This is a genomic window from Roseateles oligotrophus (genome assembly GCF_014204525.1).
In the GTDB taxonomy this organism is placed as follows: domain Bacteria; phylum Pseudomonadota; class Gammaproteobacteria; order Burkholderiales; family Burkholderiaceae_C; genus Paucibacter_A; species Paucibacter_A oligotrophus_A.
The window spans coordinates 1018062-1041590 of record NZ_JACHLP010000001.1 but is presented as its reverse complement, the minus strand read 5'-3'; the positions used below and the strand labels follow the sequence as shown (position 1 = coordinate 1041590).

General features: G+C 60.8%; 23 protein-coding genes and 3 pseudogenes. 1 reads left to right on the top strand and 25 read right to left on the bottom strand.

The features are described from left to right. Positions 1-194, top strand: a pseudogene (locus HNP55_RS04710) (transposase); the annotation flags it as partial. A 60-nt stretch (positions 195-254) separates the two neighbouring features. Here the strand turns inward: HNP55_RS04710 and HNP55_RS24155 are convergent. The 25 genes and pseudogenes from HNP55_RS24155 to pseC all read right to left on the bottom strand — a co-directional run. After that, positions 255-1079, bottom strand: a pseudogene (locus HNP55_RS24155) (transposase); the annotation flags it as partial. A gap of 143 nt (positions 1080-1222) precedes the next feature. Beyond that, a complete protein-coding gene (gene tnpB / locus HNP55_RS04705) occupies positions 1223-1564 on the bottom strand; it encodes an IS66 family insertion sequence element accessory protein TnpB (protein WP_184296592.1) in 342 nt (113 codons plus the stop codon). Further along, entirely contained in the window at positions 1561-1962 is a 402-nt protein-coding gene (gene tnpA, locus HNP55_RS04700) for an IS66-like element accessory protein TnpA (protein ID WP_221439444.1), read from the bottom strand. Before tnpA ends, tnpB begins: the two co-directional genes overlap by 4 nt. A gap of 155 nt (positions 1963-2117) precedes the next feature. Continuing rightward, positions 2118-2309, bottom strand: a pseudogene (locus HNP55_RS24150) (IS3 family transposase); the annotation flags it as partial. A 33-nt stretch (positions 2310-2342) separates the two neighbouring features. Continuing rightward, positions 2343-3473: a glycosyltransferase gene (locus tag HNP55_RS04690; protein WP_184296590.1), complete on the bottom strand. Its 1131-nt coding sequence runs from the start codon at positions 3471-3473 to the stop codon at positions 2343-2345. After that, positions 3470-4735, bottom strand: a complete 1266-nt coding sequence (locus tag HNP55_RS04685) for a hypothetical protein (protein WP_184296588.1) — start codon at positions 4733-4735, stop codon at positions 3470-3472. Before HNP55_RS04685 ends, HNP55_RS04690 begins: the two co-directional genes overlap by 4 nt. Continuing rightward, positions 4732-5514, bottom strand: coding sequence for an acyltransferase (locus HNP55_RS04680; RefSeq protein ID WP_184296586.1), 783 nt, complete (start codon positions 5512-5514; stop codon positions 4732-4734). The genes HNP55_RS04685 and HNP55_RS04680 overlap by 4 nt, the downstream gene beginning before the upstream one ends. Then, positions 5514-6443 (bottom strand): hypothetical protein, encoded by a 930-nt coding sequence (locus tag HNP55_RS04675; protein ID WP_184296585.1) that lies wholly within the window; start codon positions 6441-6443, stop codon positions 5514-5516. Before HNP55_RS04675 ends, HNP55_RS04680 begins: the two co-directional genes overlap by 1 nt. After that, positions 6427-6996: an acyltransferase gene (locus HNP55_RS24600; protein WP_184296583.1), complete on the bottom strand. Its 570-nt coding sequence runs from the start codon at positions 6994-6996 to the stop codon at positions 6427-6429. The genes HNP55_RS04675 and HNP55_RS24600 overlap by 17 nt, the downstream gene beginning before the upstream one ends. Next, positions 6993-8261, bottom strand: coding sequence for a hypothetical protein (locus HNP55_RS04665; RefSeq protein ID WP_184296580.1), 1269 nt, complete (start codon positions 8259-8261; stop codon positions 6993-6995). Before HNP55_RS04665 ends, HNP55_RS24600 begins: the two co-directional genes overlap by 4 nt. Further along, on the bottom strand, positions 8240-9631 hold the full coding sequence (locus HNP55_RS04660) for a hypothetical protein (RefSeq protein ID WP_184296578.1): 1392 nt from the start codon (positions 9629-9631) through the stop codon (positions 8240-8242). Before HNP55_RS04660 ends, HNP55_RS04665 begins: the two co-directional genes overlap by 22 nt. After that, complete coding sequence (locus tag HNP55_RS04655; RefSeq protein WP_184296576.1) at positions 9628-10170, bottom strand: GNAT family N-acetyltransferase; 543 nt, start codon at positions 10168-10170, stop codon at positions 9628-9630. Before HNP55_RS04655 ends, HNP55_RS04660 begins: the two co-directional genes overlap by 4 nt. Positions 10171-10207: 37 nt before the next feature. Next, the gene (locus tag HNP55_RS04650) at positions 10208-11752 is read right to left on the bottom strand and encodes a GNAT family N-acetyltransferase (protein ID WP_184296574.1); all 1545 of its coding nucleotides are present in this window, start codon (positions 11750-11752) and stop codon (positions 10208-10210) included. Then, positions 11746-13056 (bottom strand): DUF4910 domain-containing protein, encoded by a 1311-nt coding sequence (locus HNP55_RS04645; protein WP_184296572.1) that lies wholly within the window; start codon positions 13054-13056, stop codon positions 11746-11748. The genes HNP55_RS04650 and HNP55_RS04645 overlap by 7 nt, the downstream gene beginning before the upstream one ends. Beyond that, positions 13053-13811, bottom strand: coding sequence for an imidazole glycerol phosphate synthase cyclase subunit (locus HNP55_RS04640; RefSeq protein ID WP_184296570.1), 759 nt, complete (start codon positions 13809-13811; stop codon positions 13053-13055). The genes HNP55_RS04645 and HNP55_RS04640 overlap by 4 nt, the downstream gene beginning before the upstream one ends. Then, entirely contained in the window at positions 13805-14422 is a 618-nt protein-coding gene (gene hisH, locus HNP55_RS04635) for an imidazole glycerol phosphate synthase subunit HisH (RefSeq protein ID WP_184296568.1), read from the bottom strand. The genes HNP55_RS04640 and hisH overlap by 7 nt, the downstream gene beginning before the upstream one ends. Continuing rightward, positions 14419-15585, bottom strand: coding sequence for an N-acetyl sugar amidotransferase (locus HNP55_RS04630; RefSeq protein ID WP_221439443.1), 1167 nt, complete (start codon positions 15583-15585; stop codon positions 14419-14421). The genes hisH and HNP55_RS04630 overlap by 4 nt, the downstream gene beginning before the upstream one ends. 31 nt (positions 15586-15616) lie before the next feature. Then, positions 15617-16564, bottom strand: a complete 948-nt coding sequence (locus HNP55_RS04625) for a sterol desaturase family protein (RefSeq protein ID WP_184296566.1) — start codon at positions 16562-16564, stop codon at positions 15617-15619. Between the two features lie 14 nt (positions 16565-16578). Beyond that, positions 16579-17631, bottom strand: coding sequence for a pseudaminic acid synthase (pseI, locus tag HNP55_RS04620; protein ID WP_221439442.1), 1053 nt, complete (start codon positions 17629-17631; stop codon positions 16579-16581). Beyond that, positions 17631-18266, bottom strand: a complete 636-nt coding sequence (locus tag HNP55_RS04615; RefSeq protein WP_221439441.1) for a formyltransferase family protein — start codon at positions 18264-18266, stop codon at positions 17631-17633. Before HNP55_RS04615 ends, pseI begins: the two co-directional genes overlap by 1 nt. Further along, positions 18260-19354, bottom strand: coding sequence for a UDP-2,4-diacetamido-2,4,6-trideoxy-beta-L-altropyranose hydrolase (pseG, locus tag HNP55_RS04610; protein ID WP_184296562.1), 1095 nt, complete (start codon positions 19352-19354; stop codon positions 18260-18262). Before pseG ends, HNP55_RS04615 begins: the two co-directional genes overlap by 7 nt. A 23-nt stretch (positions 19355-19377) precedes the next feature. Then, positions 19378-20667 (bottom strand): aminotransferase class III-fold pyridoxal phosphate-dependent enzyme, encoded by a 1290-nt coding sequence (locus HNP55_RS04605; protein WP_184296560.1) that lies wholly within the window; start codon positions 20665-20667, stop codon positions 19378-19380. Positions 20668-20689: 22 nt separating this feature from the next. Then, positions 20690-21478, bottom strand: a complete 789-nt coding sequence (locus HNP55_RS04600) for a cytidylyltransferase domain-containing protein (RefSeq protein WP_184296558.1) — start codon at positions 21476-21478, stop codon at positions 20690-20692. Then, the gene (locus HNP55_RS04595; protein ID WP_184296556.1) at positions 21475-22332 is read right to left on the bottom strand and encodes an aldo/keto reductase; all 858 of its coding nucleotides are present in this window, start codon (positions 22330-22332) and stop codon (positions 21475-21477) included. Before HNP55_RS04595 ends, HNP55_RS04600 begins: the two co-directional genes overlap by 4 nt. A gap of 14 nt (positions 22333-22346) precedes the next feature. Further along, positions 22347-23507, bottom strand: coding sequence for a UDP-4-amino-4,6-dideoxy-N-acetyl-beta-L-altrosamine transaminase (gene pseC, locus HNP55_RS04590; RefSeq protein ID WP_184296554.1), 1161 nt, complete (start codon positions 23505-23507; stop codon positions 22347-22349). Positions 23508-23529: the final 22 nt, after the last annotated feature.

The following is a 23529-nucleotide window of genomic DNA, read 5'->3' as shown; positions in this document are numbered from 1 at the left end:
CCAACGCCATCGAGAGCGTGAACGCGCGGCTACGCAAGATCATCAAGACGCGCGGACACTTCCCCAGCGACGATGCGGCCACCAAGCTGATCTGGCTGGCCTTGAGAAACATCACCCAGGACTGGGGACGCCCAGGGCATAACTGGAAATCTGCGATGAACCAGTTCGCAATCCTCTACGAAGACCGATTCACGAAAGAGGAATGCCAATGGGTACTGCGCCCCTCGCCCGGGGCAGAAGTCGTAGACCACGCCAGGGGTCGGGTCGTGGTGACTTCTGGCGTAGGCCCAGACGTAGGCCTTACGGGTCTTGCCCGCGCCGGGGTCCAAGAGCGCCACCGGCGTCTCGTCAGCGTGTAGCACCCGGCTGCTCAGCACGAAGCGTTTGTGCACGTCGTACAGCGGCATCAAGGCCGCACCGGCCTGACCGGCCCAGGCCGCCAGCGAGGAGCGTGGCGTGTGCACGCCGCTTCTCGCGTTGATCGCTTCCTGGCGGTAGTACGGCAGGTGGTCGGCGAAGCGGCTGATGAGGGTGTGGGCCAGCAGCCCGCTGGCGGCCATGCCACCGTCAATGATCTCGGGGGCTGCGGCTTGTTGCTTGAGCACCTGGCAGCAGCGGCAAGCCCACTTGCCGTAGATGTGACGATGGACGAAGAACTCGGCCGGCACGATGTCCAGCCGCTCGCTCACGTCTTCGCCGATGCGCGTCATGGGGTGACCACAACCCTGGCTCGGGCAGCAGGTGTTCTCGGGCTCGTGGCGGTGCTCCACGCGGCGCAGATGCTCAGGCAGAGCCTGGCGGCGTGGGCGGCGCGGTGTCTTCGCAGGCATGCCCTGGCCTTCGGGGGCCTGTGCGCGCAGCGCGTCAAGCTGGGCCTGCAGGCCCGCTTCGTCCTCGGCCAGGGTCTCCTCGAACAAGCGCCGCTGCTCGGCGCTCATGGCCTCAGTTTTGGCGCCAAACTTCCAGCGCTTGAGACGAGCCAACTCGAAGCTGATCTTCTCGATCTTGGTCTCGCGCAACGCGATCTCGCGGTCCTTGCGTTGCAATTCATCGGCTTGATGCGCAATGTGCTGGCGCATCTGCTCGATGAGCGCCGCAGCTTGCGGGGGCAGACCTTGCAGGTCGTGAGGCGGGAGGTCGTGCGTGCCGAACATGCCCGCCATCTTGCCCGGGGCAGGGCTTGCGCGCCACCGGCACAAATGCCGTTGTCAGCCGCGCCGCGTCAGGCCCGTGTGATGCATTGCATCTCAGGCAAGCGCTGCCAGGGCAGGCCCAGCACCAAGGCGTCAAACTGCGCAACGGTGAGCGCCAAGATCGCCGTCGCGTCTGCCCCCGCTGAGGCCCAGACGAAGCGCCCGGCATTCAGACGCCGGGCGGCACACCACACGCCGAAGCCGTCGTGCACCAGCAGTTTGACCCGTGTACCCCGAGCGTTGGCAAAGAGGTAGCCATGGTGGGCCTGGGCAACGCCAAATACCTGCACCACGCGTGCCAGCAGCCGGTCCGCACCGGCGCGCAGGTCGATGGGCTCGGTGGCCAGCCATATCGCGTCAATGCGGATCATCGAAGCAACTCGCGCATCCAGGCGGCGCATTCGCTGGCGGCGCTGGCCGGCCAGGTCACGGTGACCGCTGTGGCGCCGTGCTGCAGTTCGATGCGGATGTCCGTCATCGGGACCGGCGCGGCGGGAGCCGGCAAGCTCAGCGGAACAAACAAGGTCTTCGATGTCGGCGCCTTGGCAACAGGCGCTGGTGTCGTTCTGGTAAGGCCCGCTGACGGCGTCATCTCCACCTCCTGCACCCAGCGGCGAAGCAGGTTCGCATTGATGCCATGGGCCATCGCCACGGCCGCCATTGAAATGCCCGGCCGCATGCAGGCGGCCACAGCGTTGGCCTTGAACTCATCGCTGTGCTTGCGACGCCGCCGACGTGCGCCGGCTTGGTTGTCGGGGATAGTGTTCACGTGTCCACCAAGAGTTGAGGTGGACACGAGACTCCTATGCCGCCGGCCGACTTTCAAGATGGGCTGGCTGGACGCTCACACGTGACACGCGCAACTGGTCGCCGATCGGCGCCGTGACCCTGAATCCGGAGCGAGAAGCGATCGTTGAAGCGCACTCAGGAGGACAACGAAAACAGCAAATAGCTGCTTAGTTCAGGCGACAGATAGCTTGACGCGCGCCGCGCCAGGTAACCCAGCCGGCTGTGCAGCCGCAGGCGGTTGTAGAAGACCTCGATCCACTCTGTGACTGCGGTGCGCGCTTCATCGCGCGTTGCGAATTGCCGGTGACTTTGCGCAATAAAGCCCTGTTTTAGAGATAAATAGGCTTATCTCTAAAATTTCTATTCGCGCAGTAGTTGCGAGTAACTTTTCTGCGTTGCTATGACGAAGCGTTCGGCAGAGAAAAGTGAATTGAATCGCTTTCGCGCGCCTTCCCCGAGGCGTTGCGTCAGGAGGGGGTCATCGAGTAGCGTACGAAGAGCCTCGGCCAGCGCTGATGGCTCTGCCGGTGGAACGTTGAGTCCGCTAGTCTGATGCTCGTTGACCCAGGCGGTACCGGATCCTTCGATCGTCGTAGCAATGCAGGGCACTCCCCGAGCCATCGCCTCCAATAACACGACGCCGAATGCCTCTGATCGTTCTACAGAAGGGAGGCAGAAGCACATCGCCTTGGCAAACAGCAAATTTAGTTCTGCATTGCTGAGGCGGCCTGCCATCAGAATGCGATTTTCGAGTCTGTTTGCTGCGATCAGATTGCGCAGTTCGGTGTCTAGCGGACCTGCTCCTCCAATGATGATTGCGCAATGCTCTGGCAGTTCACGTGCTGCCTCAATCAGAGTGGCGAACCCCTTGTAGGGCACTAAGCGGCCCAGTGCCAGAACGAGGGGGCGGCCGCGCAGAAAGTCGTCGAAGTCGCGTTCTGCTTTGGTCGAGTTTTTGCAGGGCGGCGTGGGAATGCCAATGGGTATTACCTGTGTCTTCGTTGCCACCGAACGTAGCAGCGGTGAGCTTGCCGCATAGGTCGGGGACGTTGCGATAACTATATTGGCGCGCGCCAACATCCGGCGCTCCAGCGGGCGCACCACTCGTCCAAGCAAACCTTTTCCGATGATGTCACTATGCCAGTGCACGAGCAGTCGAGTCCGAGTCGGCAATAGCAGGCTCTGCACGGAGGCGAGCAGATTGGGGGCGTGGAGATGAACGATGTCGGCCTGGCGCGCCTTACGAAGACCTTGCCAGAAGTAGGCCCAGCCGAGTGGTTGGGATGCTTTTTCTAGTGCAACTTTCGCTCGCGTGATCTTTACGCCCGCGATCGATTCGACAGCCGCCTTTGTTTTGGTGAAGCACAACACCTCGACGGCGTGATCTTGGTCAAGCACACCTTCGGCAAGGATTTGCGTCACGCTCTCCATGCCGCCTTGCTCGGGCGGGTAGTACTTGGCGAGGTGCAGGATACGTACCGGAATTTTCATGAAAACTGGGCGAAAGCGAACAGGGAAAGGAACGCCAGACAGGCGGTCGCAGCCATCGGTAGCGTACGGACGCCGTGTCGCCACATGGCGCTAGTCTGACAGACGAAGAAGGCGAGCATGGCCACCGAATGGATCAGCACGAAGCGATCGAGCGAGGCCGGACCGACCATGAACACTGCCCAGGAGCTTGCGAAGATCAGAGCTAGTGAGGGTGCGCTCCAGCGCAGTACAGCGCCTGCCGTGCCATGGCGCGCGTTGAGCGTGTCGTTCAGCGCGATCGCCGACCACAGAACGGCCTGTGCCAGCAGCATGAGCAGACTGCCCCCATGAGCGGTGGCGGCTTGAGCGAATGCGGGCCCGAGCAGATCATCATAGAACGGCAGTAGCCACCAGAGTAGCAGCGATGACGTAGCAACCAGCGCGACGATAGTAGTCTGCAGGCGGCCCAGTGCTTGAGGCGTAGCGGCGTAAAGCTTGCGGAAAACGGCAACGACGAGGATTTGGTGCGCCACGATCGGCAGGGCCGCCCCGCGCGAGAGTACCGAGTAGTCGGCCGCCGCCTGTGTCACGAGCAACCAGCCGACACCCGCGCGGCCCGAGGTCGTGATCATGATGGCAAGCGCACCAGTTAGCATCAGCGGGATGCCTGCGCGCATTGCGCCACGCCATTCGTGGCGCAGAGTTGGCGTGCGCCAACTGCCATCGCGAATGTCGCCGTGTAGATCACGCACCAGCAGGATGCCGAACACTGTTAGCAGGGCTATCGGCGCGAGCCAGGGGCCTAGGTCGGGCCAGAATCTGGTGCCGACGAATGCGAGCGCCGCCATTGATACGAGCAGCAGCGCGTCGACGAATAGCGATGTGCTCGCATGCTCGTTTGAGCGCAGTTCAATACTTTTGAGCGTGGTCAGCGTCAGCACCCCGATCAATAGGGACACTTGCCACAGGCGGGAGTCTTGCGTCGTGAGATGCAACAGCAATGCGGTTGCGAGTGCCGTGCCAGCAACCAGCAGATGGTGCCAGCGTATCCCGCGTAAGCTGGTTGCGGTGGTCTCGCCACCAACGATCACAATCGGCACAAGCCCCCCGCTGCCGAGGGTACAGACGGCGGCGCCAAGAGTCGCCGTTGCGAGTGCCCACTCGATCTGCGCGTAGGCATCGGCGGGCAGTGCGCTCGCAAGCAGCAGCGGCGAGGCGAACAGAAGCGAGCGGGCGATCAGGAAACTGCCTAGATAGCTCAGCAAACGGACAATTCGATTCATTGGGTCGCGCGTACTTCGCTTACCGGCCGCTTCACATAGACCCGTTCGCTGAGCGCTGGATCGACTTCCGCAACGAGATCGCGGCGTTCGGCCGGATCTGCCGGTCGCGGCAGTTGCCTAATGGCAGAGGACACATAGAGACCGGGCTGGTCGATCGAACGCGCGATGGTCGTGCCAGCGCCAACAATCACGCCGGCGCAGATGTCAGTTCCCATACTGATGATGCAACTGGCGCCGATGTAGACGTTGTTGGCGATCGCGACTGGTCCGTCGATGCGATAGCGACCCGGTCCGATCGTTTCATGAATATAGCCGTGGGTCCACACTTGGATGCCGACCCCGGCGAGCGTCGAGTAGTCTCCGATGCTGACGCTGCGTGTGCAGTCGATCCGGTGCTCGGCCGTGATCTTGGCCAGACGTCCGATGCGCAGCGAGGCCGGGCCGATCGTGACCGGACCCTGTGAGCCACGGACGACCTTATTGGAGTTGCCAATCGCACCTTCGCGACGCAGCAGAATCGATAGCGGTCCCGCGATCGCGTTGGCGCGGCCGATATATCCGTCGGTCCCTATGCACAGTCGTTTGCAGGCAATCAGGTTGAAATGCCCGATGCGGTTGCAGCCCTGCAGAAACATTCGGTCAACCCATAATAGCGAGAAGCCGATTCGGCACTCGGGCCCGATGCGATGTCCGCAGACACGTAGGATCACGACGGCGAGCGGCGAAGGCAGGACCGCTGCGCTAACTAGGCAGATCAGTTTGCTAAGGCTACCCGCCATCACGCCTCCAGGTAGAAGCGGTTCACCCAGGGGTCTAACCCAAGCTGCGGCAGTTTCCGCTGGATCTCGGCGTGAGAGGCTACTGGCTTAGTGGGGCCATAAGGGAGAGCGCACATGCTGTAGACGGCCTGGAACAGTAATCGTTGCCCACGTTGCACAGGCTGGCCTTTGTGAATGCCAAAGGTATCTTCGAGAAAGGCGTCTCCGGCCTTGCCTGTGAGAACGCGAATTTGTTCGGGCTTGAAGTTCTTCGCAATCTCGTCATCTGAGAAGCGGCGGATAGTCGTAAGTGTAGGGTCCTGGGAGGATTGGCTTACATATACATGCGGCCCGCTTTCGGCATCAACGTCAGTCAAGTACACAAACAGTTTGATGAAACGCCAGTCATCTACATCTCGGTGAAAAAATTCTGCTTGCTGCGCGCCCAGAGACGTCGCGTAACTCCACCAAGTAGCCATGTAGGCAAGTGATGGCTTGCAGCCGAGAAACTTCTCGACAATTGACAGGATCGCCGGGTCGTTGGCGAGTGCTAGCAGATAGGGTGCTTGAACGATGTCTTCGGGATAGTGATGGGCGACATGGCTATGCGAATGCCTGCCCTGACCTTGCGGCTTAAAGGGAGCGATTTCGGTGCGATATGGATCGTAGACATCTTTGGCCGAGAAGTACGTGATCAGCTCCATGCATTGGCTGGGACTCAGGGGAGGAGGGAGATGGGTGATTCCTTGCTCGGCGATCTCAGTCGTGTGTCGCAAGTGCAGCGGGTCGGATCGATGAAAAGCTCCCGCGGGCGGGCGCACACGAGCAATCTGCTGCGCGAGCCATGACCGCCGTTGCGGTTGCATGAAGCGTCGCTGAAGATAGAAGGGCCACCAGCGTGGATCGCGTGAGACCGTGAGCGCGTGCTTGAGCTTAGACTTGATCGACATGGATTGCTTCGATGTGAGCGGCTGTGGGAGAGCGAACTAGGCGCGCGGGAATGCCGGCAACTACACAGTCGGCCGGCACATCTTTGGTGACAACGGATCCGGCAGCCACGACCGCGTTGCGACCGATCGTGACGCCGCCAAGGATGATGGAGCGTGTACCGATCCAAGCACCAGCTTCGATGGTGATTGGCGCCGAGATGTGACGGTACGGCGGCGCGCCGGTGGAGAAGTCGAGGCCGGCGGTTTCGATGACGGCATCCTTGGAGATGCGGACATGGTCGCCGAGATGGATCGGGCTGTGCGCGCCCATCGTTACGTTGACGCCGATGACGACTCGCTCGCCAAGGGTGATGTTCTCGGGATGCTTGAGTTCGCTGGACCAATGGCATACGCAGCCATGGCCCTTGTTGCGGACCTTGGCGGCAAAGCGCATGCGGCCCCAAAGCCAGGCGAGGCGAAACGCCAGCCCCTCGAGTAAGAGAACGAGCGGGCGAAGCGGTACCGCACCGAACAACGCGGACTCTAGTCGCAACAGAGAAGACTTAATGTTCATGCGATGGTTCGTAGTGCGTGGCTGGCGGGATTGGTTCGTCGCCGTCCCAGCCATGGTAAGAACAGGGAGGCTACTAGCGGGTAGGCACCGGCGGCCGAATCGAGCAAGTTGACGATCGGGAACAGCACGCACAGCGCGCAGAGTACCGAGCAATAGGAGAGCATCTCCAGGCGATCAGCGCGCATGCGCGCGGCTGGCATGCCTAAAACGAAGAAAAGCAGGAAAGTCGCGAGCGGTAACCATCCACCGAAATCGAGATAGAGCGGGCCGAGGAAACTGGTGAATATCCCTTCTCTCCAACCAGAGATGCTCTCGAAGTCGATCGGTGCGGCTCCAACTCCAACCATATTTAGAACCTTTAGCGGGAGCCAAAAGGTCACAGCTCCGCCGGTCTGCAAGCTCAGTGTTTCCTGGGAGAGCACGCAAAACTCGTAGAAACCGTGGAACACATACTGAAGCAGGCTGAAACTTGCTACCCACAAAGGCGCAGCTTCGCCCTGGGCGTTCAGCCATGCCATGGCGCTGTCAGTTGGCCGCAATGTGTAGGCATAACCGGAGAATTCGATGCTCAGGAAGGGGTCTAGGCCCATCTGCTCGAGTCGTTCGAGCATCAATACGGCGCTGATAGTCGCCACACCGGTCAGTACCGCTAGGGCCACGGCCCAGTAGCGCAAGTACATGGGTTTGCCAAAGGTTTGGCGCAGCCAGACTACGCTGAACATCGTCGATATGACTGAAACGAGTAGCGTGGAGCGCGAGCCTATACCCATTGAGATTCCGATATAGGTCACTAGGATGGCGCCGGATGCGAGCCAAGCTCGACGGGAGATCGGTCCCTCGGCCAATGCGCGCGCGACCGTCAGGCTTAGCGCAAAGCAGGAGAGGGCACCCGTTAGCGCGCCGATCAAGCCAACTGGGCTCGGCTGTGTGTTCTCAAGCACGTCGCGTGCGGCGAAGAAGTCGAAGTCGAAGCCGGCCCCTCGGATGACATAGCGGTCGACTATTGTGCAGAGCAGCCCAAAGGCCGCAATCCAGTTTGCCCGCACGGAGGCTTGGGTGATCGAGAACTCGGTCGATGGGCCGATCGATGGCGCCGGGCGTGCGACTGAGTAGGCGAGCCACAGGCCGGCCACACCCATCGCGGCTGAGGTCGCCCAAAGCCATGCACTGCTGTCCACGACAGCGAAATTTGGCGCGAGTGGAGCCAGCATTAGGCCAGCGCCATAGACAAGAAGTGTCCAGATCAGATAGAGGTAGGCGCGCATAGACTCGATTTGAGGATCGTTCGACGGGCGGGGTCTGCGGCTAAGGCGGCCAACACGTTTTCAAAGGCTTCAGTCAACGCCTGTAGATTCGCCTCTGTCGCGAACTGACCCATCGTGACGGGGTCGAACCAGTAGCCAGGATAGCTGGTGCGAACGACCTCCTGGATGGCTGTGAGCGAACAGGCCTGCGAGTCCGTCATGGTGACCATGCCCGCCAGCGCGGCACCGAGCTGGTCCGGCTGCTTCAGTGCTGTCACTCCGTCGAGTCGCGCCATGCTGTGGTCGCCGAGCACGAACACCGGTTTGCCGGAGAACACGGATTCGTAGATAACGCTGCCAGTCACGCTAAGCACGGCCGCCGCGGCGGCGAACAACGGCGCCATCGGCATGCCGGCGGGCGCAAGGACCACATTCGGCTCGCGCAGTGCCGCAAGCAGGCCCGGTTCAAGCAACTCGTACTTGGCGGTTGGGTTCAGCTTGACGATCAGTTGATGGCCGGCCGGCGCGAGCGAGCGCGCGGCTGCGCGGATGATGTTGGCCTGGTCGTGCCAAGGTTTACCCCAGACGTCAAGATTGGTCTCTGGTTGCATCTGCATCGGGTACAGCACATAGCTGGCGGGCATTTCGCCTTGAGCCAGTTTGGGCTGAGACAGGCGCAATACCTCCTGAAGGGCCGATTTTTTGCGCCGCTCGATCCGCCCTTTCTGCAGCGGAGATGGCGTGACGTAGCGTTCGCCCTCGAGCCAAGCGCGAGTCATCGTTGAACGATCACGCAACTTGCGTATTAGCTCGCCGAGGCGGCCAGATGCCGGCAGCGTGGAGTTCGCGTTCGTGAACGCGCTGTAGCGTCGCTGGGAGACCGCTTCGAGAATCGCGCTGGCTTCGGCGGCAGGCAGGGCAACGTTTTCGCCGCCGAAGGGATCAAGCGAGTCACCCTTCAGGAAGGTAATGCGGCCATGCGGAATGCGCGTTGCGGCCGGATGCAGGAAGCAAATGCCGCGGGCACGGCATAACTCAACCGTGATCAGTTCGTGAAACTGGGTCGATTCGCCGAACACGACATCGGGCTGTTCGATTTCGAGTACCTGCTCGATGCACGCCTCATAGTGCAGGTAGTGGTCAGCGTTACCTCCAAAATAACGGATGCCGCGATCGATCTGTGCGAGCTGTGCATATTTCGAGCCTTGCGGCAGGCGTTGCAACTGGCGTCCCTTGGGGTAGGGGACCCGATGGACGTTAACCGCGCACGCCGGCCCGAAGCGATGGTTCTGCACGATCCAGCTGATATGGTGTCCGGCATGCGCGAGGCGCTCGGCCACGAGCTCGAACACCCGGGTCGTGTAGCGATTTTCGACAAAGACGATTTTCAAGGTGCGGCCGGCGGGGCAAGTTTGGGGTTGAAACAGCCGACGAAGATCTCGTCCTGCAATTCGCCATCAATCAGGTACTGGTGCTTGCGTACGCATTCAATATGCCAGCCGCCGCGCGTGTAGCTTTTGATCGAACCGACGTTGTTCGAAATGATGCTGCCGCAGAGCTTGCGGACGTTGTAGTTCTCAAAGGCCAGTTGCGAGGCAAGTGAGATTGCCTCGGTCGCCAGCCCCTTGCCCCAGAAGTTTCGATCCCCGATTACGGTCACTAAGTCTGAGTTGCCGTTATCACGATCGATCGGGCCGATCTTGACATTGCCGATATGCAGTCCTGAAGCCGCGTCGCAAAGCGCCAACATGTGGTAGGTACCGCTACGGCGCCCTTCCTCGATGTAGTCAATGACGTCCTGGCGAGTCAGGTTACGTGCGCTCAGGAATTGCGTGACGACGCCGTCGCGGAACCAGGAGAGATAGCGCTCGTCGATGTCCTCGGGCGTCAGTTCACGCAGCGTGATTAGTTGACCTTTGGCGGCTGTCATTGTTGTGTCTCCAAAAAAGTTGAAGGGGCGGCATGGCTCAGATCTTGGGCCGGTACAGCCGCGCGCGAGCGAGTTGTGCTGCATCGGTGTCAAGGCGTTCGCCTTCCTTGAGCGCAGGTGAATCACCCTCGAATGCCCAGGCTTCGATGCGTAGCAGACCGTCGCGCACGACTACAGTGAAGCTGTCGGTCTGCATACGCACGATCAGGCCGGCGCAAAACGGATGGAAGCCAGCATGCTCAGCGTCGGTCAGGAGGCTCGCTTTCTTCACGAATAGACGGCGGCCCCGGTAGTGCGTACTGGCGCCGGGATAGGGTGCGGCAAAGGCATTGCAGAAGCGCAGGATATCGGCACCGCTCCATGACCAGTCGATCCAGCCATTGTCCCGCGTCATCAGGCGTGGGAAGTAGAGTCGGTCGGCGTTGATCGCCTCGAAACGTCGAAGTTGAAGCGTCTCGCGCCGCGCTAGGGTGCCAAGGAAGTTGTCGAGGAACTTGTAGCCGCAGGCATCGTTGGCCTCGAAATAAGCTTCCGGCGTAGCGGCCATGGCGGGCAACTCGAAGCTCGCGCTCATTAGCAGGTTGCCTCGATCGACGTCGGGCGTGATCTGCTGGATATGGCAGCCCGAATGGCGATAGTCGTTGAGGATTTGCCAAGTGTAATGAGCACCGCCCAGATAGCGTGGGATTGGAATGCCGTTGAAGTTGAACATTCCAACGGCGAACCGCTCGATAATGGTCTCTGGGAAAATCCAAGCCGGACCAAAACATAGGGCCAGTGCGCGGCCGGGCTCGGCGAACAGCGCGGCGGGGTCGACCTGGTCGACTGAGGTCAGCACGCGATGCGGCTGTTCGTTGGCGCTCAACATGGTAGCGAGTGTCTGCCCGCCTGCAAGTGTCTCATTCGCATGCCGTTCGGCCAGCAGGGCGCCGGTGCGGAAGCCAAGTGCACGGGCGCGCTCCATGCATCTCGTCATTAGCAGTCCACCACCAATGAATACGAGTGTATCGATGGCACTGGCCGTCCAGGTGGATGACTCTTCCCGTATGCGAACGCGGCCCAGCAAATGCTGGCTGACCGAGCCACCGTCGCCTAGCTGCCAATAGTCAGGAAGCGTCGCCTCGAGCGTGAAGCCGGCCTTCTGGAACGCGCGCAGAGAGCCGCCGTTGCCAGCGTAGCAGCCCGCCGACAGACGCTGGAGGTCGAGGTGCTGCTCGGCGAAATCAGACAACAGGCGGATCGCCGTCGTCGCATAGCCCTTACCCCATTCGGCGCGATCGCCACAGACGATGCCGATCTCAGCGCGCCGATGGAGCCGGTTAATTGGGCCGAGCTTGATGTTGCCGATATGGTGCTGACCATTCTGCGTGAACATTCCTAGCAGAAGATTGTCTGGGCTGACGTTGACGTCACGGACGAACTGGCGCAACTCGGCAACGCTCCCCGGCGGCGCGTGGCGAACTTCTAAATACTGGTTGACGAGAGGATCGTTGAGCCAGCCTAGATAGGCCTCGCCAACCTCGTCCTCGTGCAGGCAGCGCAGTTCGAGTCCATCGACTCGCAGGCGTTGATTGATCAACATGCTTGTTCCACGATCGCTAGTTGTTTCGCTTCCCATTGCGCAAGGTACTCGCAGACCTCGAGCACGGGCAAGCCGTATTTGTGTGCCAAGTCGATGGCGCTGTGGCGTCCGTCGAGCTCACGCGGCAGGCAGTTCATCAAGAGGTTCCACTTGCGCGAACTCTCGAGGTAGGCTTCCCGGTCTAGACCTGGCGCCGGTGCCGCGCGATAGAGCTGATAGCGTGCATGGGACAGCGCGACCAGACCGCGTGCTGCGAAGCGCAGGGTCAGGTTGTTCTCCAACGCACGGATGATGTCAAGCACGACTCGGCCAGTCTGCTGTAACGCCGCCTCCGACAGAAGCTCAGGCGTGTCGGCATCGGTGTGGTACTCGGTGAACGGGAAACGCGTTAGCGAGATCGACGGGATTTCGAAGCCCGGCGAATCGAATACGGTCTCGTCGTTGCCATAGATCGTGCGGAACGGACCCGATTCGAAGCTGCCGAGATGCCCGGTCAGTACTGAGAGGGCGGCTTTGTCGAGTTGCGTATTGCCGTTGAAGCTGTGTTGCAGCTTCAACGGGCGTTCGTTGCCTACCGACTTCAGCATGATGGCGCCTGTGATGGGCTGCGCTTGCATGTCGAGTTGGTCGAGCCAATGAACCGTACCAATCAACTCCGGCGCAATGACGACGCGGTAGCTGAACTTTCGGCTTGGCCATTTTTGCAGCTCTTGCAGCACATGGATCGCCACCGCGCAACCTGAGAGATCGTCGTTGGCTTGCCAGGGGTGGCAGTTGTGTCCGTTGAGCAGGATCGTTTCCTTGCTCTCACCGGGCAGCAGGAAATCGAGCACCTTCATCGTGCCAGGGAATTCTTCGGTGACCAGATCGACCTCGAATTCCCCCTCCGGCAACTGGTCGTAAAAATCCTTGGTCACGCAAAACGCCCAGGTCTTCTGTGCCGGGCGGTACAGATTGACCCAATGGTAGGGTATGGCCGTTGGGCAGTCTTCACTGAAGTACAAGTGTTCGCGTAGTGCCGCGCGATTCAACCGACCCTGGAACGACGGACTTAGTACGCCGATGCCCAGCGGACTGAGGGCACCGTCGTGGATCAGCCGATCGTCATGCAGGATGCGCGCGCGTACGACGCGCCAGTTGTTGGGCACTAGCCAGCCGTTGAGTTCAGTACCACTAGGAACCTCGAAGACCGAGAAAGGCAGTTCCTCTTTGTAGGCAGCGACCGCGCGGTCACTGTCGTTTGAAACTACGGAGTAGGCATAAGGGTAAAGCGCGCGGACGATATCTGTGATGGTGCGACTCATATTCTCTTCAACGGTACCCCGTAGTTCTTCAACAGTGCTTTGGCGCGCAGCGGATTGTTGTCTCCGAAATTGAACAGACTGCCGCATGCGGCGGCTTCCGCTCCTGCATCGAAGGCGTCCTTCAGGTGGACGATCTGGCCGGCGCCACCCAGGGCGATGACGGGCAACGCCGTGAGCGAGGCTACTTCCCCGACGAGAGCCATGTCGTAGCCGACCATCATGCCGTCTCGGTCTATGGATTGAATCATGATCTCTCCAGCGCCAGCATCAGCCACGCGTGCCAAGTGCTCAGCAAGAGAGATAAGTTCCGGGCGACATCCGCGTTCGGAATACAAGGTGAGGGTCCCATCTGACTCGCGCTTGACGTCAATGCATACCACCACGGCCTGCGAGCCGAAGCGTGAGGCAATGGCGCGAAGCAGTTCGGGATTACGATAGGCGGCCGTGCAGAGCGACACCTTGTCTGCTCCAGCTTCAAAGAGGCGGCATGCGTCTTCGAGCGTGCGGATCCTCCCACCCGCGGTCAATGGCACGAAACAGCATTTAGCCACGAGTGCGAGTTTTGTGACCAGTTCGTTGAAGGAGGTATCGCTGTCGCCGATGTTGACGAGCAGAAGTTCGTCGGCATCCTGGTCAGAGTACACCTTGGAACTCTTGACTGGGTCGCCTACGTCGCGGTAGTCGGTGAATTGCCGGGATTTCACGAGGCGCCCATTGAGTAACAACTCAACGGGAATGATTCGGCGCTTCAGCATTGCCCGTCCCAGTCACAAAAATTCTCAAGCATCCTGAGACCGTTCTTCTGGCTCTTTTCGGGGTGAAACTGCAGACCGACGACATTGTCTCGCCCTACGGCGCAGACGACGTCATCGCCATGATGGGTACGGCCCAGTACGTTGCTGGTCGACTCGGGCAGGAATTCATAGGAATGGACAAAGTAGAAATCCATGCTGTCTTTCACGCCGGCAAAGATCGCGTGCGCTTGTGCAAAGCGAACCTCATTCCATCCAACGTGAGGAATACGAAGATCGGCCTGCTCCTGTAGTTTGGAAACCCGCCCTGGGATTAGGCCCAAGCCTTCGCTGAGGCCATCTTCATCGCCGATGCTGGCCAGCAACTGCATGCCCAGGCAGATGCCCAGCAAAGGCCGGCCCGTGGCCACGTAGGCCTGGATGGGCTCAAACAAACCGCTTCGTCGCAGGCACCCCACGGCGTGAGAGAACGCACCCACACCGGGAAGAATGAGATGGCTCACAGTCTCCAAGTCACCGGGTTTTGACACCGACACCGGATCTGCTCCGAGCGAATAGATGGCTTCGCGGATTGAGCCCTGATTGCCAATGCCGACGTCAACGATTCCAATCATTTCTTCAACTCGCGATACAGCAGGTGAAGGTCATGAAGGCGGGGCGAAAGTTTGATGTTCTGGAAGTCCGGCTCATTCGGCGCCACTACGGTCTTCTGGACGATGGCGTTGAATTCCGCCTCGCTGATGTCCAGGTACTCGAGGAAATAATCGAGCGACTGCGGGCGGCGACCTTCGTGCTCGTCAATATAGCCCTTGGCTTCGGCTAGTGTCATGCGGCCGTAGCGCACATCCAGTGCCGTCATTTGGGTGACACGACCATAACCGCGCTTTAGGAACTTGATGTAGTCGCGTACGCCTTGCATGTAGCACTCGATCTTCTCGTAGGGGTAAAGGCCAGGCGGCATGCCTTCGACCTGTTCGCCCTTCCAGCCGAGTTCGTCCATGATCAATTTCGACTGCGACTTGGTGTCCCAAGGAATAAAGGACCCCAGACAGACAGATTTGTATTTCAGTCGCTTAAGGTCGCGCAGTGCGGGGTAGGAATAAGGCGTCAGATCTCGCGGGTCGAGCTTGAAGTCGCCTTCAATCATGCCCTTCATGTCGTCCGCCGTGATGCCTAGGTTGACGAAGCGGTTGAAGCGGGTTTCGTCCACTTCCTCAATTTCGTCGTCCCGGCTGTCGTAGTAGGCGGTGTAGTCCGAAGAGGGCTCGCCCCAGAAGACCAACGGGATGTTGTACTTGATGGCCACGTGCATCGGGTACGAGAAGATGCCGGTGTGGCAATGCCAGCAGAAGTCTCCTTTACGCACAAGCGCTTCAAGCATCAGACGCTTCACAACCTTCCAGTTGGGCGTGAAGCTGAGGACATCGACGCCCAGTTTCTTGAAGGTGCGCTCGTTATTCTCGAGCAGCGTAGGGCGCATGAATCCATGATTGAACTGAATGACCAGCGGTTTCAGCCCATATTCCTTGACGAGGTGATAGAGAGTGAAGGTTGAATCTTTGCCGCCCGAGAACGGCACGAGGCAGTCGTAGTCATGCTTGCCGCGATGCTCGGTGATTAGTTGCTCGAGCATGGTCTTGCGACCGCTCCAGTCGATCGATTCTTGTTTGAACTCGAATTGACGGCAAATGTTGCAGACGCCGGCCGCGTCAAATTCGATCGTTTCGTAGGTTTCCGGCAGGCCGCATTTGCTGCACTTGATCAAAGCGTGGGTCATTTTGTTTCGATTGGATTGGTGGTTAAGGAGTTCATGTGCGGCGCAGGCGCCTGATGAGACCCTGGAATGGCGAAAAGAATGAGGTGAGGAAGGCTGAATAGGTTCGCATCAGATATCGCCATGGCGGAAGATCGCCACCGACGTCGTCGAGACCCACGGCTATGCGGGAACCACCCATGCATCGTGGATCCTTCCAGGTTCCGAAAAGGTGGTCCCATAAGGTCAGCAGGCTGCCGTAATTGCTATTGTGGAACTCGTTTGCAACACCGTGATGGACTCGATGCATGGCCGGCGACACAAGCACGTAGCGGCCGAACCAACCCCAATCTGAGAGGATGTTGCTGTGGATCAGCAGACCGTGAATGCGAGTTAGCACCAGAACTACCAGCAGCCAGCCCACCTCTTGCTGCGGGGCAAGTAGGGCTGTTGGCACGATCATCCACACGGAAATCAACGGGAACACCAATGGGTGCTCACGCCCGCCGCTGAGGATGGTCATATCGCTGGCGCTGTGATGGTAAGCGTGCACCGACCACAGGGCCCCCCATCGATGCGCAAATCGATGGAACCAATACATAGAGAAGTCGGCCAATAAGATGTAGATTAGACCGGCGACAAGCAGACTGTCGAACTGCAGAAGAGGTGTACCGATGAAAGCGCGAAGATGTTTGACAGGGAAATAGATCAGCGCAAAGGTCATCAATAAGGCGATGTAGTTGCCTATGCCTGAGTAGTTGAGGAACAACGCAAACAGATCGTTGCGCACCGTCCCCGATAACCCCAAAACTTTTCGCAGGGAACATTCGCGCCAGCCTACCGTGATCGCTTCTATCGCGAACGCGCACGCCGAAATGACCAGCAGCCACATAAAGTTGTCGGCCATCGATGGCAGGCTTTCAACATAGACCGTCCAGCCGCGCTCTAGCTTGGCAATGAGCCAAGCTGCGAGTGCGTGAAAACGTTCGACGAAGTTGGTCATGACAGGTAGGAGGCTCAGGCCAGGAGTTCCCAGTCGACTGGTGTGCCGGCCGTCACGTCGCGGTTGATTCGCTTGCCCAGTAGCGTGTCATAGTACTTTGGAGGCAGACCGAAACCGGGACGGATGATGCGCATGTTCCGTGCCGAGAGGACATCGCCTGCCTTCATGTCGACCGAGATGTATAGGCTGCGACGGAAGATTTTGGATTTCTCCTCGGCGCTGCTGCCGCCATAGGAAACTGTGCCAAGGCTCAGCCAAGCGCGTTCGCTCTCGGAACGAAGCGCAGCAAACTCGGCCGGCTCCATCGAGAAACTCGAGTCGACGCCGCCATCGGCGCGGCGCAACGTGAAGTGCTTCTCGATCAGCGTGGCGCCGAGTGCCACGGCCGCAATTGCGACGCCGCAGCCCATCGTGTGGTCAGACAATCCAACTACACAACCAGTCGCGGCGCGTAGGTTCGGGATCGTGACAACGTTGGTGTTATCGGGACTAGCCGGGTAGGTGCTCGTGCATTTGAGCAGCACGATCTGCTTGGCACCGGCTGCGCGCGCGGCGCGCACGGCATCGTCGATCTCGCTGAGCTTGGCCATGCCGGTCGAGATGATCATTGGTTTGCCGGTCGCCGCGACCTTGCGGATCAGCGGCAGATCCGTGCATTCGAATGAGGCGATCTTGTAGGCTGGAACGTCGAGCGACTCGAGGAAATCGACTGCCGTGTCATCGAACGGCGTGCTAAAGCAATGCATGCCCTGGGCCTTGGCGCGCTCCATGATCGGGCGGTGCCATTCCCAGGGCGTGTGCGCCTCATGATAGAGGTCGTAGAGCTGCCGCCCGGCCCACAGACTGTTCGGATCTTCGATCACGAAACCGGGCGCCCGCGTGTTCAGCGTCATCGTGTCGGCCGTGTATGTCTGCAGCTTGATCGCGTCGGCGCCCGATAGCGCGGCCGCGTCGACGATTTCCAGCGCGCGCTCGAGCGACTGGTTGTGATTGCCGGACATCTCGGCAATCAGATAGGGGCGATGCGCCGGGCCGATCTTGCGATCGCCAATCTGGATTTCCATCATCACATTCTTTCAATAACGATCTTGAAGCGGGTGTCTTCGTACTCGAAGAACGCCGGGTAGCGCTGCGGGTCGGCGACACGCAGCTGATTGAAGGCCTCGCCAAGCGTGCTGTCGAGGTCGATACGGCTGTCCTCGGGCGTGCGCTTGCGGTAGAAGGAGGATTCGCCGCTCTGGGCACGCGGTTGCACCGTCGCATGATTGTCGAGTGCCCAACTCATCAAGCGCAGTTCGGCATCGAACAGGCGACTATGGATTTCGTCGTGCAGAGCCGTCGCCGGGACGTGGATGCGTTCCTGGTGCCAGATGTCACCGGCGTCGAGACCGTCGACCGCCTCCAGCAAGGTGACGACAAGCTCGGTTCTACCCTCGAGGATCTGCCAGATATGCGGCGACATGCCCTTTCCATGCGGCAGATCGCTCGCGTGGATCACGAGAGTGTGGCGATAGCGCTCGCGCAGTGGAGTTTTGATAATCTCATGGCATGACACGAGCAGCAGCAGATCGCCGCCCTTGGCATCGGCGGCCTTCTGCACGATCTCAACCTGCGTGCACTTGGGCTGCGCGCTCGCCCATTGCCGCAGGCGTGGATAAATAGGATGCAGCGGGTCGCTGCAGATGATGGTGACGTTCAGCATAGTGATTCGATCTCGCGGGCGACCCGGACGCAGCCCTGACCGTCGACGAGTTCCTTTGCGTTGTGGGACAACTGCAGGCGCAGGGCGGGACTATCGATCAGCGCGCGCGCACGTGCGCCGATCGCTGTCGCATCCGGGGCGGGCATATCGGTCACGGCCAGCACATCTAGACGTGCCAGCGGATCGAGCACCTGGCGCTGGTTGTCAGCCACGATCACCGCCAGCGATGGCGCGCCGACACAGCAGCGTTCCCAGGTGGCGCCGCCACCGGCGCCGATATGAAGTTCGTGGCGGCCGAAAAAATCGGCGAGGTCTGGCAGGTCTAGACTGACGCTGCAGCGCCCGTCGAGTTCGGCGAGCCTCAGGAGATCCACGAGGTTGGGGTTCGAGCGCGTGCTGACGATCTCGAGGTCGCCGTTGAAATCGGCCGTGTCGCGCAGGCCTCGCACGACGCGTTCGGAGTAGTTCTCGAGGTCGATGCCGCCCATGAAGATGCCGATGCTGCGCACATCTGCGGCGGCTGGATTGCGCGAGGCCGATCGGAATCGCCGGCCGAGCAGGGCGAAGTGCGGTCCGCCGAGGATGGGGCTGGCGTGCTGGTTCGCCACAGCGTACTTCCGGGCGTGGCTCTCGGCATGGTTGTGGTCGACGATCAGCGCGGCCGCGAGCGGGCGGTCCGCCAGATCGTCGATTGCCACGATCTTGCAGTCGAGTCGTTCCGAAACCTGCGCATGCCAGCGCGCGTCGAGCGCGTAATGGTCGACGACGACGGCTGCGACCTTGCGCTCGCCGAGGATCTCGAGGGTGTCGGCGGCATCGTCCTGCCAGCTTGCGCCGAGCCAGTGTGCGTGCGCCGGATCGTCGTGCCGGACGGCGGCGGACGCCGTGCGCGGGGGCAGGAAGACCGTGTTGAGCGCCCGCCCATCGAACAGCGCCTCGCCGCTCATGCCGGCACGCACTACGAACAACACCGCCGCACCCTGGTCGAGCAGGGCCTCGGCCAGCGATTGGCAGCGCCGCACATGGCCGGAGCCGATCAGCGACGACGCATCGGCGCGGATGACGATCAGCGGCGGCATAGCGGACATGGCGGGGGCTAGACGTGGTGCGCTCAGCGAACCTTGAACAGCGGCACCAGCGGCTCGCAGCGAAGCACGCTGGTCAACTGCCCCTTGCTCAGCACGTCGCCGATGTAGGGCAGTACCTCGCGATAGGCTTGCAGCAGCGCGTCGATGTCGCTGTCGCGATGCGCGTAGCTGACGTTGTGTGTGCCAACTGAGAGGATGCCGCGCTGGTGCATCTCTTGCATCCACAGCGTCTTGATCTCGAAGGCGTTAACGCCGCGGCCGTCCTTGATGTTCAAGAAGCTCCAGGTTGGATGGCCACTGGTGCCGAAGATGTCACCGAGCTGGTGGGTTTCGATGATATCGCTCAGGCCGGCCATGATCTTTCTGCCATGGGCGGTCAGGGTCTGCACCACCGGAGCGCTGCGCAGCTTCGTCAGCGTGGCCTTCGCTGCGGCCAGCGAGAGCGCTTCGCCGCCGAAGGTGAACGAGAAAAAGATGTCCTCCATTGTCTTCATGATGTCGCGTCGGCCGACGATGGCAGAGATCGGATAGCCGTTGGCCAGGCCCTTGCCGAACGTGGCCAGATGCGGCGTCACGCCAAAGAGCTCCTGGGCGCCGCCGTTGGCATAGCGGAAACCGGTGATTGTCTCATCGAAGACCAGCACGGCGCCATGCTTCTCGGCCAGCTCCTTGGTGCCTGCGAGGAAGCCCGACGCGGGTTCGATTACGTTCATCGGTTCGAGGATCACGGCGGCGAACTCGCCCGGATGCGCGCTGAGCAGGGTGTCTAGCGAAGCGAGGTCGTTGTACTTGAAAGTGTGGGTCAGGTCGCGCACGGCGTTCGGAACACCCAAATGGCGCGCTGTGCTGCCGATGTACCAGTCTTGCCAGCCGTGATAGCCGCAGACGGCCACGCGGTCGCGACCCGTGAATGCGCGCGCCACGCGGATCGCGCCGGCGGTGGCGTCCGAACCGTTCTTTCCGAAGCGGACCATCTCGGCGCAAGGCACCATCTCGCAGAGCATCTCGGCTACTGCGGTCTCAAGCGGGTGGGGCAGAGAGAAGATCACGCCGGATTCGTCGAGCTGGGAGCGCACGGCTTGGTTTACGTCGGGATCCTGGTAGCCGAGAGTGATCGATGCCAAGCTGCTGACGAAATCGATGTATTCGTTGCCGTCCAGGTCCCAGACGCGGCTGCCCTGACCATGTGTTATGAAGAACGGTGAGACGCCGATCGGGTACTGCGTGCGGCTCTTGCTGAAGGTTTGGCTGCCGAGCGGAATGACCTTCTCTGCACGTTCCAGATAGGCTTGGGATTTTTCAAAGCTGCGCATGGGGTGATTTGCTCCTGAGGTCTCAGCCGATGTGATGAGAGGTAGATTCGGCGGCCAAGGATTTGGCCAAGCCTTCGTTGCGCTGGTGCTGGGCGCCTGCACCCAGATTGCGACGTTCTATGCCACGGTAGATGTCGAAGCGGTCGAAGCCGGTCGGTGCGTCGATACCGATTTCTTTGAGCAACCCCTTGACGTGAGCCAAATCGTCCGGGTGATCGATTGTCCAGCGGAGTGACGAGAGGTCAGTCAGGCCGCTCCAATTTGCGGTGCGCAGATGCGCATGTCCGGCGCGCAGATAGAGCGTTACATGTTCGCGCTCTGACGGCAGCCGCGCGTTCTGCCAGGCTTCGCGTAGCGCTGCTATGGTGAATGCCTCGACGTCGAGGCCGTCGGCATAGCTTGGCGGGGCGATGTTGGAGACGTAGTCGAGATCGTCGCTGGCCAGCAACCCGAGCGCGCGATCAATGAGATCTGCATCCATCAGGGGACAGTCACCGGTCAGCCGCACGATATGGTCGGCCTCGGCGGCACAGGCCGCCTGGTAGTAACGGTCGAGGACGTCATTGAGGTTACCTCGGTGACAGGCGATGCCGTGCTCGATCAGGGTGCGATGCAGCGTGTCGTCGCTGGGGTCGGTGCTGGTGGCGACCATGACATGGTCGGCCAGCTTAGACTGGCGCACACGTGTCGCCATGAAGACGATCAGTGGCAGGTTCAGCAGCGGCTCCAGGACCTTACCAGGGAAACGTGAGCTGGAACTGCGCGCTTGGATGATGACGACGCGGCGTGGCGTAACGGAAGAGGGGGTCATTGCTTCCAGGATCGGGGGTCGATGACGGCGAGCGATTGCTCGACCAATTCGGGTGCTTTGATGGCGCGAGCCTGAGCCCATGCGGTGACGATTTGCTCGAGTTGGGTGACCGAGTCGACGCCGACGAGGACGGTAGCCACCGCGTCGAACGACTTGACAACTGACAATGCAGCAACCAGCGGTGTAAGGTCTCGCTGCGTGCACCAGTCGTGCCAGCGTCGCAGCGCCGGTGCGGCGGCGGGCAGCCGCTGAGCGGCTACCGACTCGTTTATCAGCAGCAGGCCTTGCAGGAATGCCGATCGCAGATGGACCTGCAGATCCGGCAATGCGGATGGCAGTGCTTGAGGCAGGCGCTGATCGAAGGCGTTGCCGGGCAGTTGGGCCAGCTGGATTGGCAGGCGCTCGCGAATGTGCAGGCAGGTGGCGGGGTTGTAGCACGAGACACCGAGTTCGACGGCCTCTGCTGCTGCCCAGCGCTCGAGCGCGGGCCAGATCCGGTCGGTGCGGGCATCAAGCAGATCGTCGGCGCGATGCAGCATCAGCCCCTTGAGGCGGCCTCCGAGGCGTTGACGTGACTGCTGCGCCTGCTTGAGCACCCATGCGGCGGCAGTCGCGCCGTCGAGTTCGGCTGGCACCGGGGCAATCTTTGAGATCGCGTTGAAGTCGTGGTCGCCGCATAGGTCCGCAAGGCGCTGCTCGATGTCGCCATAGGCCGACGCGGTGTCAAGTGTGCGGACACCATGCTGCTTGGCCGTCGCGAGAATTTGCCGTACCTGTTGATCCGGCACGGCTTGACCACTGCCGGCGATACCGTACGCGAGACCGAACTGGACGGTTCCGAGTGCTAGCTCCATATCGGATCTCTCCGTCAGACCAGGGTGTTGCGCAAAACGTCGACCACCCGCTGTTGTTGGGCCTCGGTTAGTGCCGGGAACAGCGGCAGCGAGATCGCATTGGCGTAGTAATGCTCGGCCGCTGGGAAATCGCCGCGCTTGAAGCCCAGCCGCGCGTAGTAGGGCTGGGTGTGGATTGGGATGTAGTGAACGTTGACGCCGATGCCGGCATCGCGCAGCGCGTTGAAAACTTGCAACCGGGTCACCCTGGTACGCTCCATGTCGATCTCGATCGCATACAGATGCCATGCTGACACACGCTCTGGTACACGCGCCGGGCAGCGCACGGGCAGGCCGGTCAGCAGACTGTCATAGCGTTCGGCCAATTGGCGTCGCTGCGCGTGCATCTCGTCTAGGCGCTTCAACTGGGCCGAGCCCAGGGCCGCCTGGAGGTCGGTAAGGCGATAATTGAAGCCGAGTTCGGTCTGCTCGTAGTACCAGGGCCCGTCGGGCGTGCCCTCCATAGCACTGGGTTCGCGCGTCATGCCATGCGAGCGCAGACTGCGCAGTCGCGCGGCCAGCGTGGCATTCTGGGTGGTGACCATACCTCCTTCCGCAGTCGTCACAATCTTGACGGCGTGGAAGCTGAAGACCGTGGCATCCGCATACTGGCTTCCGACCGGTCGACCTAGGTAGCTTGCTCCGGTCGCATGAGAAGCGTCCGCCAGGATCTGGAATCCGTAGCGGTCGGCGAGTTCTCGCATTTCCCGGAGATCGCACGGCAGGCCCGCGAAGTCCACGGGGATTAGTAACTGCGGTAGACGGTCGACCGCGGCCGCCTGTTCCAGCTTGGCGCGCAGACCTGCCAGCGACATATTGCGGGTGGCGGGATCGATGTCGACGAAATCGACGTCGGCGCCGCAATAGCGTGCGCAATTGGCGGAGGCGAGGAAGCTGTTGGGGCTGGTCCAGACGCGATCACCGGGGCCGATGCCCAAGGCCAAGCAGGCAATATGGAGTCCTGCCGTTGCGTTGGCGACCGCGACCGCGTGAGCGACCTGGTGGCGCGTGGCAAAGTCGCACTCAAATGCCGCGATGGCAGGCCCTTGGGTCAGGAAGTCCGAGCGCAGGGTGTCGACAACGGACGCGATGTCTGCATCGCTTATGTTCTGGCAACTGTAGGGGATGAAGGACATGATCGAGTACTCGCCGTGATCG